Below are 16,872 nucleotides of genomic sequence, written 5' to 3'. Positions count from 1 at the left end.
GATCCGCAACTCGACGCCCTCGGCGTCGGCGTAGGCGAACAGGTCTTCCAGCGTGCGCAACCGGATGCCGGGGCGGTCGGGGACGGCGAAGCCGCGGACTGCCAACAGCGGCCGGACCTCACGGACCGCGTTCGAGATGGCGGAGCGATCCACCACGTACAGCTCGGCGAGCGCCGCATGCGGCAAACCGAGCCGCAGGTGCACCAGCGTAACCAGCAGCCGGTCCACGAAGACCAGCCGCCGCTTCGGTCCGGCACCTGCCGCCCGACGCCGGTCCTGGCCACGCCGCTGGCGCAGCGCCGACTCACGGGCAGCCTCCCAACGCGGAGCAAGTTCTTCGAGCAACTCGCCGAAGTGTGCACGGGAGACCCCGGACAGGGCAGGATGGGAACAGGCCGCACGGGCCCAGGCAAGCGTCACAACTTGCCTAACCCGTGCGGCCCTTCTCGTGTCACGGGCAGACCGCGACCACAAGTCCTACGACTGTGCTGGCCATACCACCGCTTGGGCGACGATGACCCTCTCACCGTTGAAAGTGACCGCAGGGCCTTCGTGCAGTTCGTAGCCAAGAGCTATCGCTTCGCTCACACGATGGCAGAACGCGGCGTCGTCCGGGCCGGTCAAGACTCGGTAGATAGGCAATCCGTCTGGCGGTGTACTCATGAAGAGAAAGATCTCATGCGCGCCCGTCCACCGAGCCAGGCGACCAGCCTCCCCCAGGCCAATCGCTCCCAAGGTCGTAACTACCTTCGAGATAATTCGCTCCTTACGTTCACCTTCGCGCCTTTCCGGGCGGCGACCCGTCAGCCCGTTTAATCCGCTTCTCAGCACTGGATTCCGTTTGGTTCAAAAATGAGGCGGAAGAGTCCCGCCAATGCGGAGCTTCCAGGCATTTCAGGCCGTGCACATTGGTGATGAATAAGGCGAAGCTGGTCGAAATGCCCGTCTCAAATCGATATTAAATGCCCACTAAGAGCGATCGATGCCAGAGACCTTGTGCGAGCAGTTGATGTGTCCATAGCATCCTCTCAACTTTCACCGAGAGAGGGACAAAGATGAACTCCACTCAAGGAAAGTCGCACAGTCGCCGTCAATTCTTCCGTGGAGCAGCGGTCTCCGCCGCCGTTCTGGCCGCCGGATCGCAGGCCTGGCCGGCGCTGGCAGCCCCGGCCCCCGGAGGCGCGGGCAGACGGGTTCCGGCAGGCCGAATCGGTCTCCAGCTTTACTCGGTGCGCGACATGCTCGCCGTCGATCCCGAGGGCACACTCGAGATGATCGCCGACGCGGGCTACGCCGAGATCGAGCCTGCCTACACCTACGGCGGGCGCAGCGCCGAGCAGTTCCGCAGGATCGCCGATGCGAACGAACTGCGGGTGATCGGCAGTCACCACAACCCCGGCGACTTCCGGGGCGCCCGGGCACAGCAGACCTTCGACAACGCGGTGGCGCTCGGACAGGAGTATGTCGGCGTCTCCTACATGGACGGCGCCCAGACCGCCCAGGGCTACCGTGCGATGGCGCGGGAGATGAACCAGTGGGGCGAGGCCGCCCGGGCCCGAGGGCTGCGCTGGTATGCCCACCTGCACGACAACGAGTTCCACGCGGATCCGCAGTCCGGGCAGACTCTCTTCGACGTGTGGCTGGAGGAGACCGACCCGGATCTGGTCTGGTTCGAGATGGACCTCTACTGGATCCTGCGGGCAGGTGCGGACCCGGCCCCCTACCTCAGGTCGTACGAGAAGCGGTTCCCGATGCTCCACGTCAAGGACGGCGCACCGCGGAACAGCGTCGAGACCGACCTGGGAGAGGGCGAGATCGACTTCGCGGGGATCTTCGCCAACCTGCGGCAGCTGCCCCATCACCACTACATCATCGAGAGGGACCAGCAGCCCGATCCGGTCCGCACCGCCCACGTGTCCTACGACTACTTCCGCACGATCCGCGTGGGCCCCGCGGGCAATGGCCATGGCCCCGGCGGGGTCGCTCAGAGATCCTGACACAAAGGCCTCGTGGATGCCGGATTGCCGTACGCCGACGCCCGGTGCCTGGTCGCGTACGACGACCAGGGCAACGCGGCGGTGGCGGTGGCGGTGTGGTCGGCCGGTCCGGGTAGGCCCGGGTTGCTCGAACCGATGGGCGTGCGCCGGGAACATCGCCGTCATACGGCCGAGGATCGCATCATCCGCCTGTGAGCCTACGTCGACGGCAACGGCGTGGCGACGGTCGCCCTACAGGGCGGCCGAGAATCGCAACATTTCGTTGGCGCTGTGGACGCGCTAGGCGCCTGCCGTGGCGGCCGCCCTCCGGGCCGCCCGTTCCGCAGGCCAGACATCAAAGGTGCTGGGTCCACAAAACCCGGAACGTGGTCAACTCCCCGCCGAAATCGGCCCAGCCCGGCGCGAAGAAGGCGCTGCAGGAGATCTACAACGCCGAGGACCGCGATCACGCCGAGAAGGCGCTGAAGGACTTCGGGCGCGCCTACGGCGCGAAGTGGCCCAAGGCCGTCAAGAAGATCACCGACAACGTCGATGAACTCCTGTCGTTCTACGACTTCCCGGCCGAGCACTGGGTCCACCTGCGCACGACAAATCCGATCGAGTCAACCTTCAGCACGGTAAAGCTGCGGACCAAGGTCACCCGCGGCGCCGGCAGCCCGGCCGCGGCCCTGGCGATGGTGTTCAAGCTCGCCGAGTCCACCCAGGCCCGATGTCGCGCGATCACCGCACCCCACCTCGTCTCCCTCGTCCGCATCGGCGCCCGCTTCGAACGCGGAGTCCTGATCGAGCGTGAGCACAAGGCTGCGGCATGAGCCGGCGCAAGGAACGCCCGCTGCTGTTCCTGGACGTCGACGGACCTCTCCTGCCGTTCGGCGACGTCCCGCAGCGCAAACCGTCAAGCACCGCGACAGATTCGCACCTGACGCGGCTCGACCCGCGCCTCGGGCCTCGCCTCGCGGCATTGCCGTGCGAGCTGGTCTGGGCCACCACCTGGGAGGAGGAGGCGAACACTGACATAGCACCCCGACTCGGCCTGCCGCCCCTGCCGCTCGTGCACTGGCCGGAACACTCCGACGCGCATGAACGCGAGGACCAGTGGTACGGACTCCACTGGCAGACCCGAACCCTGGCGGCATGGGCGGACGGACGCCCGTTCGTCTGGGTCGACGACGAGATCACCGACGCCGATCGAGACTGGGTGTCCACCCACCACCCGACCCCGGCCCTCCTCCACCGCATCGCGTCGTCCCGCGACCTCACCAATGAAGACTTCGTAGTCCTCGATCAATGACTCCAGGCCACTTGAGGCTCCCCGCGGTGATCCACAGGAATTGACAATTGCTCCAAGATCAGCCCACAACGCCGCACGACTACAAGGAAGCGCCTTGGACGACGATCTCATCTTGCAAGGACCGCTCGGGGAGATGACCGCAGCCGAAGCTGCCCCGGCAGGGTTGAAGCCAGCAGACCTCTATGCGGGAACGATCAGCTGGTGGTCCGCAGCCGTCTCCCCCGCGGTCTCGATCGTCTCCTGGCCCAGTGCCCCGCTGACGGTCTGGATGTCACACGTACATGACGACGCGTCCGACGGGTCCCGCCTCGTCGATGCCCTTCGCCGTCACCTCGAAGGCTCGGCTCCGCTCGCGACCCACCACGATGTGACGAACGGAGCGGATGTATAGCGCAGCAGTGCATTCCACCCGCCGTGCGGAGAACGCCGGTACGGGCACCTCCGCGCTTCTCCTGACCCGTTCTCCGTTCACGGCTGGCCCCGGCAGTTCCTGGAGAAGTCCTCTCCTGGAAAGGCATACGCGCATGGCATGGGACGGTCGGCACATCATCCCCACGCGGGGTCTCAGTGGGCATTTGATTTAGGTAGATCGCCTCGTATGCCCTAGTAGGTACCTCGCCAGGTAGGTGTGGTCTCGTCCGTTATGCGCTTGGTGAGGTTGTCGATTGACGCGATGTGGATCACGGCTTCGGAGCTGGCGGGGAGGGTCTCGTAGTCGCGGGCCAGACGCCGGCGAAGCGTGATCCATCCCAGGCTTCGCTCGACGACCCAGCGCCTTTTGACGACGTGAAAGCCGCGGATTTCGGGGTTCCTTTTGACGACTTCGACGTCGATTCCGAGGTTGGCGCAGTGTTCGATCACGGCGTTCTTGAAGCCGGTGTCGACCCAGCTTTTGGTGTCTCGAGGACCGGCTGCAGGAACTGCTGACCGGCACCAGGCCGTTCGCCATGACCGGTTTCAAAGAAACCCTCCTCACCAGGGTTCTCTGCGTGATGCAGCCTGACCGGTTCCTGTCGATCCTCAAGTACACGACGGCGGCGGGCGGCAAGCACGAAATCGCCCGGATGGTCTACGGACTGGATCTGCCAGCACCGGAGTGGGTCAACTGGACACTCGTTCGGCTCATCCTCTGGAGCAACGACATCCTGCACGCCCTGGTCGGCGAAGGCTTCGCCAACCAGCAGCACGCCGCCGCGTTCTTATGGTGGGCCAAGGACCAACCCTGAAGGTTTCGGGCCAACCAGTTCGAACACCTGGAAGCAGACCGGCACCGTCCCCGGCGGTCGGCCGCAGGCCCTGACCGCCCTTGCCGCGGACCATGTCCTGGCCGCTGCCCAGGACGGCGTCCATGAAGCCCGCGACGACGGACAGACCTTCACCGAGCGCCTGCCGATATCGCCGGCGACGGGAGTGCCGGGAGGACGGCTTCCTACCGGCGCCCTGCGCCGCCTGCCGGGATCAGTCCCGGTAGGCCACCAGACCTCGGTGAGTTCCGCATGCGCCTCTCCGCCACACTCCACCTCAGAGCTCAGCTCCTCGCGACCTGACTCTGTCACGGACGACGAGTGGCTGGACATCGAAGTGGGCGAGTGGCGAGGACTTCGCCGCGTCCCAGGTACTCGCCCGACGGCGCCCTGAGGTCGGGCGCCGCCGGCGCAGGGCCTACACCCCTTCCTGGACGTCCTGGTCGACCGGGAACTCCTCGAACTGCGTGGTGGGTACGTCGCTCGCCACGACCCCGTCCGCCGCGAGGGTCACGGGGGGCAGGGACTCGGCCTCCGGCACGACAAGCTCGCTTTCCAGCCCCGCCTGGCCCTTCAGCCCGCGGAAGTTCTCCTCCACCACACCGCCGAGCGCGGCACACCAGGTGCTCAGGTCCACCCGCCCGGTGACCCGGAGCCCGTGCAGGGCCTGCAGCTTGGCGACCGCGACCCACGTCACCCGGTCGAAGGTGCCGGTCGCCTTCACGGCGTACAGCTTGGTCGCCAGAATCGACTGGACGCCGAGTACCGCAGACCCGGTGGCACCCATGCCGATCTCCGGGGCCAGCGCCTCCCAGGTCGGCCCGGTCATCGTGCCGTCCGAGGCGGTGGGGAAGCCGTGCGCCGTCTGGAAGGCGCGCACGGCTGCCAGCGTGGCCGGGCCGAAGGCCCCGTCCGCAACGAGGTTGAAGCCCTGGGTGTTCAGCAGGTGCTGCAGCGTACGGACCGTGGCGCCCGCGCAGGAGGTGAACGTGTCGGGCCAGGTGCGGGCCGGGATGCTGCTCGGGTCCTGGCCGAGGCGCTTGGCGACGTGCAGGCGCAGCAGCGGGAAGGTGGAGTAGAACTTCGCACCGGGGCACTGGGTGTTGTTCCAGTCCCAGTGGCCGGTGATGTTCTGGGCGCCGAAGCCATACTTGGTGCAGATGGAGGTGGAGAGCTGAACCAGCGACCACCACAGCTTGCCGGTGGGCAGCTCGTCGATGTAGGTGCCTTCGTTCTCGATACCGATCGACTGGGTGTTCTGGCCGACGGCGTGTGCGCTGACGATCTGGTATCCGCCGTCCTCGAGCGCGTCCAGGCTGCCATGCCGGCCTTCCAGCACATGGCCGCCGCGGCTGATGCTGAAGTGATTTCCGGTGTCCGACCAGCCGTTCTTGTCCATGTGTATGTACTGGACCCGCTCGGCGCAGGCGATGGCCGCCTCCATGGAGAAGTCCATGGTGTTCGGGAACGCCATGTGGTGCACCACGATCCGCCGGGTGGAGCCCGTACGGGTCGACAGCTCCCCGGCGGGCGGCCGGGCACCCCACTCGTCGCAGCTCATGATGTACGCGGTGTCCGACAGGTCGGCCGGAGCGGCGGCCGAGGCACCGCTCGCACCGGCCAACTGGCCGGCCCCGAGACCGGCGACGGCTGCTGCGCCGGCGCCGGCCCGCAGGGCATTGCGCCGGGATATGTACACGGGCTCGAAGGACATGAGGCGTTCCTCTCCAGGGCTGTCCGGGGTCTCTCGCCGCTACGCCACGCTGCTCCGTGTACGCCAGCAGGCAGCCTTCCTTCTAACCCGTTGACTGCCCCAATGTCCAGGGTTTTCAGGATCGTTGAATATCTACAACGGTCCTGACACCGCAGTTCGGTCTCGTCCAAGGAAGACGTACGGGACCGGGCTGCTCAGGTGCCCGCCACGAACCAGATTGGGGGCCCGGCGACGGCTTTCGCCATGGTCTACCAAAATCCGGGCCATTCCCGGACCAACTTCCCCATGTGCTCCGTCAACGGAGCCATACTCCCTGGTCAAGCAAGGCGCGGACGTGGTACCACCAGCAGACGAAGAATCTACTGGTGAGCTACTCGCCGAAGAAGCTGGGCTTCTTCTAAAGGCATGGAAAAGGGCGGGCTGGCCGGGTGCCTACGCCTTCCTCGGCTACGTGCCCGACGCGCCGGTCGAGCTGACGCCTCTCGTCCTGGAGCGCACCGAGCTCGTCGACGGCGACACGCTCAGCTTCTCCGCCACTCTCACCACCACCGCGCCCGTCCCGGTGCACGTGATGTTCGTGATCTCTTCGACGACGCGGACCGGCAAGCCGCGCGAGAAAGTGTACTTCCTTCTGCGCAGCACCGGCAAGCCGGGCGAGATACTGCCACTCGCCAAGGACCATGTGCTGCGCTCTACCGCCACTGTGGAGCTCACGCCGGGTGCGTATTCGATCGCCCTCCAGGTCAACGGACGCCGTTTCCCGGAGGTGACTTTCCGCGTCCGGAAGGCATGACGAACCGACCACCCTCCTGAACTGAACCGACCCACCTCGTAGGGCGTGGCGCCCCCTCGCGCCACGGCCCGGTCAGCCATGCGCAGAGCAGACCGAAGGCTCACGACCTCTGATCCCGTCCCCGGACCACGACCCTGCACATTGCGACCGACGGCGTTTCGGCCAACACCCACTCATGGAGCGCCTCTTGCGGCACAAGGGCCCATGCACCCCGCACCTTTCAACAGCCGCATGAAACCGGGATTCGGAACTCGGCCGAAAGACACGTGTTCGATAACTCGGTGGGGTCGTTGAACCCGACGATGCCGCCACGACCCTCAGGAAGGAGCGACGTTGACACGCACCGGCCCACGCCGCGATACCCCGCAGGACGCGAAGAGCACGCCGGCGAAGGACACGATCTCGAACGCGGAGCGCGAGCTGTACGGGGGCAGGCTGCGCTACGACCAGTCCTACGTACGTCACCAGGGCCCGCTGACCAGGCTCTCGTTCCGGCACATGGCGGCCGCGCTGCCGCGCATGGTCACCCTGGTGCTCCGTACCGGCTGGCAGACGGACCGGCGGGCGATGGCGGGCGTGGTGGCCGCGCAGCTCGGGCAAGGAGTGACCGCGGCATGGGGACTGGTTGCGGTCAACAGCGTGCTCACGAATCTTTTCGCGGAGGGCCCGACGGCGGACAAGCTGCGCGAAGCCCTGCCGTCCCTGACAGTGCTGGCAGCGACCGCGGTGATCGCTGCGTTGCTGATGGCGTGGTCGACGGCGATGTCCGGACGGCTGGAGCCACAGGTGGAGCGGGCGGTCTCCGCGCGCTACTACGCGGCCGTCACCCGCGTCGAGCTGGAGGCGACCGAGCGTCCCGAGGTGCAACGTGTGCTGGAGGCCGGCCGGTTCGGCACGGACTCGGCCCGCAGCATGCTGATGCTGTCGGTAGGGGTCGGCAACGTCCTCATCTCGATGGTGGCGGCCGCGGTCGTATTGGCGTCGCTGCACTGGATGCTGCTGCCGATGCTGCTCGTGATCGCCCTGCCCAAGGGATGGGGCGCGGTCAGCTCCGCACGCCGCGAGTACGTCTCGAAGCTGCACTGGATCGATCACCGGCGGGCCATCGCCTCACTCCTGGGATTTCTGACCCGCCCGCACGCACAAGGCGAGATTCGCGTGCACGGCGCCGGGACCAAGCTGCTGTCCAGCTACGAGGAGATGTCCCGCCAGACCGAGGCGGAGCAGCGGCGCCTGGCCCGCGCGCAGGCCTCCACGGACCTGGTGGCCGGCGGGTTTGCGGGCATCGCGTCGCTGGCATGCTATGGAGTTTTGTGGTGGTTGCTGGCCGAGGGCTCACTGCCGCTCGCCGTCGGCGGCACCGCGGTCCTCGCGATCCGCGCTTCGACAGCCCGGTTGGCCTCACTGGTCCAGCAGGTCAACCGGCTCTACGAGGAGTTGCTGTTCCTTACCGACACCGAAGACGCCATCGCACTGGCCACCGAGAACGCCATCCCCACCATCGGCACTCCGCTCCCGGCCCGCGTCCATCAGGTCCGCGTGGACAACGTGTCGTACACCTACCCCGGGGCCGACTCCCCCGCGTTGCGGAACGTCAGCTTGAGGGTGCGCCGCGGCGAGGTGACCGCGTTGGTCGGTGCGAACGGGTCCGGCAAGACAACCCTGACCAAGGTGCTGTCCGGACTGCTGCTGCCTCCCGACGGCAATGTGTGGTGGCAGGACGCCGACGGCAGCGACCAGGTCGAGCTCCGGGACGCAAGCCGGGCCGAGATCTTCGCCACGGTGGGGTTGCTCGCGCAGGACTTCCCTCGCTGGGAGATGACCGCGGCCGCGAACGTGGCGATCGGCGCCGGCGACCGCGTCCGCGACATGGACCAGGTCAAGGCCGCCGCGCTGTCCGCCGGAGTCCTCAAGCTGATCGAGAGCCTGCGCCACGGCTGGGACTCCATCGTCTACAAGGGCTACGAGCGCGGCGTCCAGCTCTCGGGCGGCCAGTGGCAGAAACTCGGCACGGCGCGAAGCCTGTACCGAGGGGCCCCTTTCCTCCTGGTCGACGAGCCGACCTCGGCGCTCGACCCGCACGCGGAGATCGCCGCGTTCGAAGGCCTGTGGTCTCTCGCGGAAGAAGGCCACGCGGTCGTACTCGTGACACACCGCCTCGCAGCCACGGCCAACGCCGACCGCATTTACGTCCTCGACCAGGGCCGGGTGGCCGAAGAAGGCACCCACGAGCAGCTCATGGCCCGGCCTGACGGTATCTACCGGTCGATGTTCACCGCCCAGGCCGCCCAATACGGGGCCACCGCGCCTGCCGTTCCCTCGCAGCACGGGCACGCCCCGGCACCGAACCCGGTGACGGGCGGCCCGCAGTGAACGCCGCTGCTCCCGCTGCCAGCCTGTGGCGGCACGCGGACTTCCGACGCTACTGGGGTGGGCAGGCCGTCACGGTTGCCGGTTTCGGAATCACCACCATCGGCATCTCGGTCATCGCCGTGGTGGACCTGCACGCCTCGACCATGCACGTGGCACTGATCGCCGTGGCAGGAAAGCTGCCCCCGCTGCTGCTTTCCCTCCACGCCGGCGTCCTCGCCGACCGCTACCGCAAGCGGCCGATCATCATCAGCTGCGATGTCCTGTGCGCCGTCACCCTGACCAGCATCCCCCTCGCCCAGTTGGTCGCCGAGATCACCCTGGGACAGCTGTACACGGTCGCGTTCCTCGTCTCCGCACTCCAGGTGATCGGCAGCAACGCCTCGATCAGCTACCTCCCGATCCTGCTGCGCGGGGAGCAGCTCAAGGAAGGGAACTCCAAGCTAGGCGCGACCAACTCGCTCGCAGACCTGGCCGGGAACAACCTGGGCGGCCTCCTGGTCACCGCGCTGGGCGCCGCCCGCGCGATCGCACTGGACGCGGTCTCCTACCTGATCTGCGCCTTCTGCCTGCTCCGCATCCGCCACCGTGAACCCGAACCGGCGCCCCGGCCCGCGGGCACCAGCCAGTGGACAGAGATCCGCGAAGGCCTCGACTACACCCTCAAAGCACCCCTCGTTCGGTCCATCGTCCTGTCCAACGCCACCACGTCCTTCGCCCTCGCCGCCAGCTCAGCACTCTGGTCTCTGTACCTCCTGCGTGAATTGGACTGGAGTCCCGCTGTGCTCGGGATCGTCATGGGGGTCGGCGGGGTCGGCGGGTTCCTCGGTGCCGTCCTGTGGAGGTCCCTGGAGCGGCGCTGGGGAGCCGGCCCCGTCATGCTCACCGCCCTGGCCCTCAACCCGGCAGCCCAGATCCCACTGATCGTCGTCGGCCCTGGCACCGCCGGACAGATCGCCATCGGCGCCGGCATGCTCATCCAGACCGGTGCCGCCGTTGCACACGGCGGACTGCAGCGCAGCGTCCGCCAAGAGCTCTGCCCCGACCATCTGCAGGGCCGCGCCCAGGCAACCGGTGCATGGCTCGCCTTCGGCCTCCGTCCCCTCGCCGCGCTCCTCGCCGGGGCATTTGGCACCCTCGTCGGACTGCGCCCCACCCTCGGCGCGATCACCTGCCTGCTCTGCGCACCGTTCGTAATCCTGTGGTGCTCACCGGTGCGGGCCCTGCACACCGCCGGCGCCCGCGCACCCGACGTCGTCCGAGGCGCCGCCTGATGCCCCGCCCTGCAGCAGAGCGCATCGCGATCGCCATTTCGCCCAGTGACCCCCACCGCTTGTCTCCCGCCGAGCCCGCCGGATCCTGCGTCCGCTACCTGAAAGGTGCCGCCATGCCGCCCGCCCGATCCGACATCCGCAACCTCCTCACGGAGTACTTGGGGCGCCACCCCGCAGAGCGGGAGCAACTCGAGCAGCTCCTCGCCGCGCTCGACGCACAGGCCGTGCCAACGAGCCGCGCGACGCTGCCCGGACAAGTCACGTGCAGCGCGGCCGTCATCGACCGTGATCGACGTGTGCTGCACATCGGCCACAAGGTCACCGGGAAGCTGCTCGCGCCGGGCGGACACGTCGAGGATGACCGGACCCTCCTGGCGGCGGCCCTGCGTGAAGTCTGCGAGGAAACCGGGATCCGACCCGGGGACCTGTGCCTGACCCCGCAGCTCCTCGGTGCGCCAATCGACATCGACGTCCACGACATCGACGCCAACCCCGTCAAGGGCGAACCCGCACACCAACACTTCGACTTCCGCTTCGCCTTCTACCTCACGGCCGAGCAGCCACCTCCGCTCGTGCTCCAGGACGAGGAAGTCTCCGGCGCCCAGTGGCTCCCGTTCGCCGACGTCAGGTCCCCGACCCTACGGGCCAAGCTCCTGGGCGCCGAGGCGGAGGGCCTCGACGGGCGGCCGAACCCCATCAACGTCAGCGCCTTGCTCCACGACGGTCACGGCCGCTACCTGCTCCATCTGCGAGATCAACGGGAGGGCATCTGGGCGCCGTGGACCCTTGCCCTGCTGGGCGGCGGCCGGGAGCCGGGCGACCCCTGCCTGGAGGCGACCCTGCGGCGGGAGCTTGCCGAAGAGGTACCGGGCCTGGAACCCGCCGACCTGACGCCGTATGCCGTGGAGGAAGCGACGAGCGTCGACGGCCTCGCGGTGCCCATCCAGGTCTACGCGGGCCGCTGGAACGGTGACCCGGACACTGTGGACCTCCGCGAAGGCGTCCTGCTGAGGTGGTTCACCGTCGACATGCTCGACCGGCTCTGCCTGAGCCCCGGACTCGGGGACCTGATCCGCCGCCACGCGGCCGAGCACCCCGCAACGGACGGACCGCCGCACGGTACCCGCCCGCTGTCCGGCGAGGCTCCGGCGGGGACCGAACTCCACATCGTTGGTGTCCACCTTCACCTCCAGGACGAGCACGGCCGGATCCTCCTCGGCCTGCGCCACCCCGACTCGAAGTTCGCGCCGAACACGTGGCATTTCCTGGCCGGGCACTGCGAGCGGGAAGCCGCGATCACCTGCCTGGTGCGGGAAGCGAACGAAGAGGCCGGCATCACCATCGCGCCCGACGACGTCGAGCTCGTACACACGGTCCACCTCGTCGACTCCCCCGGCGCGCGGCCCAGGGTCGGGCTCGTCTTCCGGGCCCGCTCCTGGGCCGGCACTCCAGAAGTCCTTGAGCCCGACCGGTGCGTGGAGTGGCGGTGGTGGAACCCAACGGATCTCCCGTCCAAGGTCGTTCCCTACACCCGCCAGGCGATCGACGGCATTCTCGGCGGGCGTCTGTACTCCGAAATGGGCTGGTAAGAACCTATGACGCGTCCACAGCCGAGTACCGTTTCCTGGCCCGAAGACTTCCTCGCCCACCGCGCGGGCTGCGGCTGCCCGATGTGCGGCAACGACTGGCGGTCCGATGACATCGGGTGGGGACTGCTGCTGCACCGCGGCGAGGTGTCCCAGTCCTGCCTCTGGCGCTCTGGCCAAATTCGGGGCTACGCCATCGTGATCTTCACCGCGCGGCACATCGCCGAGCCCACCGAGCTGTCGGACGGAGGAAGCGGCTACCTTCTGGCGCGACACTCTCAACCTGGGCCGAGCACTTGAGCAGCACTACCAGCCGGTGAAGATGAACTACTTGCTGCTCGGCAATGTCATCCCGCATGCGCACTGGCACCTGGTGCCACGCCGCGAGGCGACCCAGGACCCCGCGCCGGGCGGACCGGTGCCCTTCGCGCTCCTCGACCACGGCCGGGACGAGGCGTTGCTCCAGAGTGATGCCACAGCCCTGCGACGGATGCTGGAAGGAACGGCATGAGCGGTACACGCACGGCAGCAGCCGGCAGCCCGGACACGGCTGGTCTCCGCACTGAAGCGTGCTCGGCTCCACCCTCTGAAGCCGGACATACCGAGCGCCCGGCGGTGGATTCGGCTGCCGCGCGGGCGGCGATGGTCACCCGGCTGGAAGAGCAAGGAGTGCTGGGGCCGGGATTGGCCCGCGACGCCCTCCTGGCGCTGCCACGTGAGGCACTGATGCCACAGGCATATGTACGGCGCAGCGCCCCGGGCGAGACGCCGCCGCGGTGGGACCTGCTGGACTGGGCGGCGCCGCAGGACCGCCCCGAACTGCTCGGGCTGCTGTACGGCGGTGCCAGTGTGCTCGTCCAGCACGATGGAGAACGGCTCCTGGGCCGGGCGCGCCGGGCACGGTCAGGGGCGTCGATCACGTCGATGTCCACAGCGATGGGTCTGACCGCCTCGCTGCTGGAGGAACTCGATCTCCGGCCCGGTCAGCGGGTGCTGGACGTCGGTACGGGTGCGGGGGTGACCGCGGCGGTGGCCTGCCAGGTCTGCGGCGACCAGGGCGTGGTCACTCTCGACCGGGACCGGCACCTCACCGACGCGGCCGCGGTACGGCTGGAAGGCCTCGGCTTCCGGCCGCAGGTGGTGCGCGGTTCGGGAGATGAAGGCTGCCCGGCGCGTGCGCCGTTCGACCGGGTCTTCGTCTCGTACACGGTGGACCGTGTGCCGGCTGCCCTCGTCGAGCAGCTCGCCCCCGGGGGCCGGCTGCTGGCGCACGTCACCACAGCTTCCCCGTCGTGGCCCGCCCTCGCCGTCGTCGAGCGCACCGCCGACGGGGGCCTCGAGGCGGGGTTACGGGCCGTGGAGTTCGCCCACCGTGCAGGACACGGCATGGAGCGGATCTGGCTCGACGAGGAGTTCCGGCAGCGGATCGCCACCGAGCCGGGCACATGGACGCAGCGGAGCATGCTGGCGCCGCCCGCGGACACCGACCGCGGCTTCTGGCTGGCGGCCGACCATCTTCTCGGCGGATCCCTAGTGCGGGACTTCGGCGCCGAGCACCTGGTGATCGGCGCGCCGGGCTGCGGGTCGTGGCTGCGCGCGGAGCCGGTGGGCCACCGGCGCTGGAACGTCACCTCGCAGGGACCGCGCGACATCTGGAAGGAGATCCAGGACCTCGCCGACCGGTGGCGAGCCGCAGGCTCCCCCGACCGCTACCGCCTCTTCTTCGATCCGGACGGCGGGCAGCGGGCCGCCTCCGAGTGCGGCCGCCTGTCCTGGCGGCTTCCCGCCGTCCGCCCGCTCGATGAGGGAGCCGCATCGTGACCTATCCCGACGTGCCCTTCCCGGGCCTCCCGCCGGAGCAGGAGGCCCTGTTCGCGGCTGCGGCCGCGACCTACGCCCGGTACCGGCCCGGCGTTCCGGACGGCGCGGTGCACCTGCTGGCCGACATCCTGCGCGACAGGTCGACGCCGGTGCTGCTGGACCTGGGCACCGGAACCGGGCAGGTGCCGCTAGCCCTCCGGTCCGCCGTCCCCGCTCTCGCACACATCGAGGCGGTCGACGTCAGCCCGCAGATGCTGGACCAGGCCCGGGACGCGCTCGTTCCCGTGCTCGGCCGCTGCACCCTCACCTTGGTCCACGCCGTGGCCGACGCGTACGCGCCGCTGGCGCCGCTGCCCGGCGAAGAGGTGCGGGCGCCGGACTTGGTTACCTGCTGCCGGTCCTACCACTGGATGGATGGTCCGGGTGTGCTGGCGATGGCGGACCGGGTTGCCGCGCCGGACGCTGCGGTGGCGATCATGGGCGACGGGAGTCTGTGGACCCACGATGCCGACTGGACCCGTGCGCTGCGCGAGCTGATCCAGCACTATCTAGGCTCCAAGCGCCGGGCGGGGACCGACAACTCCTACACCGAGCCCCGCCGCTCGTACGAGGAGGACCTCACCGCGTCGGCGTGGAGCGACGTCACCGAGCACCGCATCCCCGTGGCCCGCACCTGGACGCCGGAGCGTGTGCTCGGCTACCTGGGCACCACCTCCTTCGCGAGCCCGGAGCTTTTTGGCGAGCGGCACGCGGCGTTCGAGGAAGCGGCTCGGGCACTGCTTCACTCGCTCGCATCCGACGGCTCCCTGGTGGAGCATTCCGTGTTCACGGTCCTGCTCGCCCAGCGCCCTGAGCGTGCATCGTGAGTGGCGGGGAGCGGCACACCGAGCCGTTGGACGTCCATCTGATCCTACGCAGGGAGACCAACGAGGCGCGGAGGTCATGCTGTCGCGGCGGGCCGGGCAGGTATACGCGGCCGGGCTGTGGCACGCCCCGTCTGGACATTTGGACGGTTCTCACGAGGACGCCGTGACGGCGCTCGTCCGCGAGGCCCGGGAGGAGACCGGCGTGGTCATTGACCCGGCCGAGGTCCGCTTCGCTGTCACGGTGCATCACCGTGCCCCCGGTAGCGGGGCCCGGGTTGGCATGTTCTTCGAGGTCCGCGCGTGGCAGGGCACACCCCGTGTTCTCGAGCCAGCGGTGTGCGACGCGTTGGACTGGTTCCCTCTCGATGCCCTGCCGGCGCCCATGGTTGCCTACTGCCGGGCCGGGCTCCACGCATACCGGAGCGGCGAGCCGATGGCCGTGCATTTCCAGAACTCCGGCGACCCGATCCCCTACCTCCCTGAAGCGGACCGGTACCGCCCTGTTCCGGCTGCCATCCCCGGACCGGTCGGCCCGGACACCAGGGAGCGTCAGTTCACACCAGGCCCACGAATGATCGTGGGGAGTGAAGTGACCCGGCTGGTCGTCGTTCGAGGGAACTCGGCGTCGGGCAAGTCCTCGGTGGCGGCGGGTATCCGCGACCGGTTCGGCCGCGGCCTGGCTCTGGTGGGGCAGGACAACCTGCGAAGGATCGTGTTGCGGGAGCGTGATGTGCCTGGCGGCGCGAGCATCGGCCTGATCGACGCAGTCGCCCGCTACGCGCTCGATGCAGGTTTTCACGTGGTGATCGAGGGCATCCTGCACGCCGACCGGTACGGCGACATGCTCGGGGGACTGCTCGGCGATCACCGCGGGGTATCCCGCTGCTACTACCTCGACATTCCTATCGAGGAGACGCTGACCAGACATACCTCAAAGGCCGACCGGGACTATCTGGCCCACGTCACCGAGCGGGAGCTGCGTGACTGGTACCGCGAGCGCGACCTCCTCCCGGATGGCGTCGAGACCGTAATCGGAGTCGACAGCAGCCTCACCGACACGGTCGGGCGCATCATGCGCGACACGGGCCTCGCAAGGCTGCCCGCGCACACCACCTGAGACCGCTGCTCATCGATTCAGACCAAAGGCGGCACATCGATATTTGTGCGCAATCAGCTCGGCACTGAAGTGCATGACGCGAATCCAGAACACTTCGACTCATGGAACAGGGAAAAGGCATGACGATCATCTTGATGTCCGATCCGTCCGTGGCCGCGATTCCGGTCGAGGACTGCGGCGAGCCCCTGGTCGACGTCCGCCAGGACGGTGAACTACTCACCGACACCCGCAGATCCGACCCGGTCGGCGCGTTCGCGCACCTGCGCCAAGGAGTCCGCGACCGGCTGCTGAACGCGCAGCGCCGGCTTCCTGACGGGCTGCGTCTCCTCATCGTCGAGGGCTACAGGCCGCCGGACCTGCAGCAGAAGTACTTCGAGCGGTACTCGGCGCAACTCCGCGCGACCAACCAGAACTGGACGCAGCAGGAAATCCGCGTGGCAGCCAGCCGCTATGTGTCGCCTCCGGAGATTGCACCGCACAGCGCTGGGTCCGCCGTTGACCTGACTCTCGTCGACCGGACGGGCGCGGAGCTCGATATGGGGACGGCGATGAACGCGAACCCCGAGGACAGCGAGAACGCCTGCTACACCGGCGCTCACAACATCTCAGCGCGGGCCAAAGCCAACCGGACCACGCTTTCCAACGCAATCTCGGAAGCCGGACTAGTGAACTATTTGACGGAATGGTGGCACTGGTCGTACGGCGACCGGTACTGGGCACTGCAGACCAAGCAGCCTGCCGCCCTCTACGGCCCCATCGAACTGCCGTAACGCCGCACCACCCCGCCATTCACGAACGA

General features: G+C 68.3%; 16 protein-coding genes and 4 pseudogenes. 16 read left to right on the top strand and 4 right to left on the bottom strand.

The genetic code is table 11. From position 1 onward, the window contains the following. Both ACNPQM_RS21270 and ACNPQM_RS21265 read right to left on the bottom strand, forming a co-directional pair. A partial coding sequence (locus ACNPQM_RS21270; RefSeq protein ID WP_418085267.1) for a helix-turn-helix domain-containing protein occupies positions 1–345 on the bottom strand: 345 nt, incomplete at its 3' end. A 132-nt stretch (positions 346–477) separates the two neighbouring features. Then, positions 478–663 carry a DUF1737 domain-containing protein gene (locus ACNPQM_RS21265; RefSeq protein ID WP_366729197.1) on the bottom strand — a complete coding sequence of 62 codons (186 nt, stop codon included), beginning with the start codon at positions 661–663 and terminating at the stop codon, positions 478–480. 392 nt (positions 664–1,055) lie between these two features. On the opposite strand from ACNPQM_RS21265, the gene ACNPQM_RS21260 reads away from it, so the two are divergent. From ACNPQM_RS21260 to ACNPQM_RS21240, 5 genes and pseudogenes are all read left to right on the top strand, one after another. Then, positions 1,056–1,997, top strand: a complete 942-nt coding sequence (locus tag ACNPQM_RS21260) for a sugar phosphate isomerase/epimerase family protein (RefSeq protein ID WP_418085266.1) — start codon at positions 1,056–1,058, stop codon at positions 1,995–1,997. A gap of 18 nt (positions 1,998–2,015) precedes the next feature. Continuing rightward, a pseudogene (locus ACNPQM_RS21255) lies at positions 2,016–2,159 on the top strand (GNAT family N-acetyltransferase); the annotation flags it as partial. A gap of 158 nt (positions 2,160–2,317) precedes the next feature. After that, a pseudogene (locus tag ACNPQM_RS21250) lies at positions 2,318–2,809 on the top strand (transposase); the annotation flags it as partial. Further along, positions 2,806–3,288: an HAD domain-containing protein gene (locus ACNPQM_RS21245; RefSeq protein WP_418085265.1), complete on the top strand. Its 483-nt coding sequence runs from the start codon at positions 2,806–2,808 to the stop codon at positions 3,286–3,288. The pseudogene ACNPQM_RS21250 and the gene ACNPQM_RS21245, both read left to right, overlap by 4 nt. Before the next feature lie 133 nt (positions 3,289–3,421). Continuing rightward, entirely contained in the window at positions 3,422–3,679 is a 258-nt protein-coding gene (locus tag ACNPQM_RS21240; RefSeq protein ID WP_418085264.1) for a hypothetical protein, read from the top strand. A gap of 212 nt (positions 3,680–3,891) precedes the next feature. On the opposite strand, the pseudogene ACNPQM_RS21235 reads toward ACNPQM_RS21240, so the two are convergent. Beyond that, positions 3,892–4,194, bottom strand: a pseudogene (locus ACNPQM_RS21235) (transposase); the annotation flags it as partial. 41 nt (positions 4,195–4,235) lie between these two features. Between ACNPQM_RS21235 and ACNPQM_RS21230 the strand changes: the two are divergent. Further along, positions 4,236–4,514, top strand: coding sequence for a hypothetical protein (locus ACNPQM_RS21230; protein ID WP_418085263.1), 279 nt, complete (start codon positions 4,236–4,238; stop codon positions 4,512–4,514). Positions 4,515–4,950: 436 nt separating this feature from the next. On the opposite strand, the gene ACNPQM_RS21225 is transcribed toward ACNPQM_RS21230, so the two are convergent. Continuing rightward, positions 4,951–6,246: an N-acetylmuramoyl-L-alanine amidase gene (locus ACNPQM_RS21225; RefSeq protein WP_418085262.1), complete on the bottom strand. Its 1,296-nt coding sequence runs from the start codon at positions 6,244–6,246 to the stop codon at positions 4,951–4,953. Positions 6,247–6,697: 451 nt separating this feature from the next. On the opposite strand from ACNPQM_RS21225, the gene ACNPQM_RS21220 reads away from it, so the two are divergent. From ACNPQM_RS21220 to ACNPQM_RS21175, 10 genes and pseudogenes are all read left to right on the top strand, one after another. Continuing rightward, positions 6,698–7,039 (top strand): hypothetical protein, encoded by a 342-nt coding sequence (locus ACNPQM_RS21220; RefSeq protein ID WP_418085261.1) that lies wholly within the window; start codon positions 6,698–6,700, stop codon positions 7,037–7,039. A gap of 333 nt (positions 7,040–7,372) precedes the next feature. Then, complete coding sequence (locus ACNPQM_RS21215; protein ID WP_418085260.1) at positions 7,373–9,412, top strand: ABC transporter ATP-binding protein; 2,040 nt, start codon at positions 7,373–7,375, stop codon at positions 9,410–9,412. After that, complete coding sequence (locus tag ACNPQM_RS21210) at positions 9,409–10,683, top strand: MFS transporter (protein WP_418085259.1); 1,275 nt, start codon at positions 9,409–9,411, stop codon at positions 10,681–10,683. The genes ACNPQM_RS21215 and ACNPQM_RS21210 overlap by 4 nt, the downstream gene beginning before the upstream one ends. 113 nt (positions 10,684–10,796) lie before the next feature. Further along, complete coding sequence (locus ACNPQM_RS21205) at positions 10,797–12,272, top strand: NUDIX domain-containing protein (protein ID WP_418085258.1); 1,476 nt, start codon at positions 10,797–10,799, stop codon at positions 12,270–12,272. 280 nt (positions 12,273–12,552) lie between these two features. Continuing rightward, positions 12,553–12,780: an HIT domain-containing protein gene (locus ACNPQM_RS21200; RefSeq protein WP_418085278.1), complete on the top strand. Its 228-nt coding sequence runs from the start codon at positions 12,553–12,555 to the stop codon at positions 12,778–12,780. Between the two features lie 104 nt (positions 12,781–12,884). Beyond that, on the top strand, positions 12,885–14,090 hold the full coding sequence (locus ACNPQM_RS21195) for a protein-L-isoaspartate O-methyltransferase family protein (RefSeq protein ID WP_418085257.1): 1,206 nt from the start codon (positions 12,885–12,887) through the stop codon (positions 14,088–14,090). Beyond that, positions 14,087–14,956 (top strand): class I SAM-dependent methyltransferase, encoded by an 870-nt coding sequence (locus ACNPQM_RS21190; protein ID WP_418085256.1) that lies wholly within the window; start codon positions 14,087–14,089, stop codon positions 14,954–14,956. Before ACNPQM_RS21195 ends, ACNPQM_RS21190 begins: the two co-directional genes overlap by 4 nt. A gap of 76 nt (positions 14,957–15,032) precedes the next feature. After that, a pseudogene (locus tag ACNPQM_RS21185) lies at positions 15,033–15,278 on the top strand (NUDIX domain-containing protein); the annotation flags it as partial. A gap of 249 nt (positions 15,279–15,527) precedes the next feature. After that, positions 15,528–16,073 (top strand): kinase, encoded by a 546-nt coding sequence (locus ACNPQM_RS21180; RefSeq protein WP_418085277.1) that lies wholly within the window; start codon positions 15,528–15,530, stop codon positions 16,071–16,073. 119 nt (positions 16,074–16,192) lie between these two features. Then, positions 16,193–16,843, top strand: coding sequence for a M15 family metallopeptidase (locus tag ACNPQM_RS21175; protein WP_418085255.1), 651 nt, complete (start codon positions 16,193–16,195; stop codon positions 16,841–16,843). Positions 16,844–16,872: the final 29 nt, after the last annotated feature.

The sequence above is a fragment of the Streptomyces sp. NPDC056231 genome, assembly GCF_048270745.1.
Lineage (GTDB): Bacteria > Actinomycetota > Actinomycetes > Streptomycetales > Streptomycetaceae > Streptomyces.
Note: the sequence above shows the minus strand (reverse complement) of the source record. Positions and strands in the feature narration are given on the sequence as shown.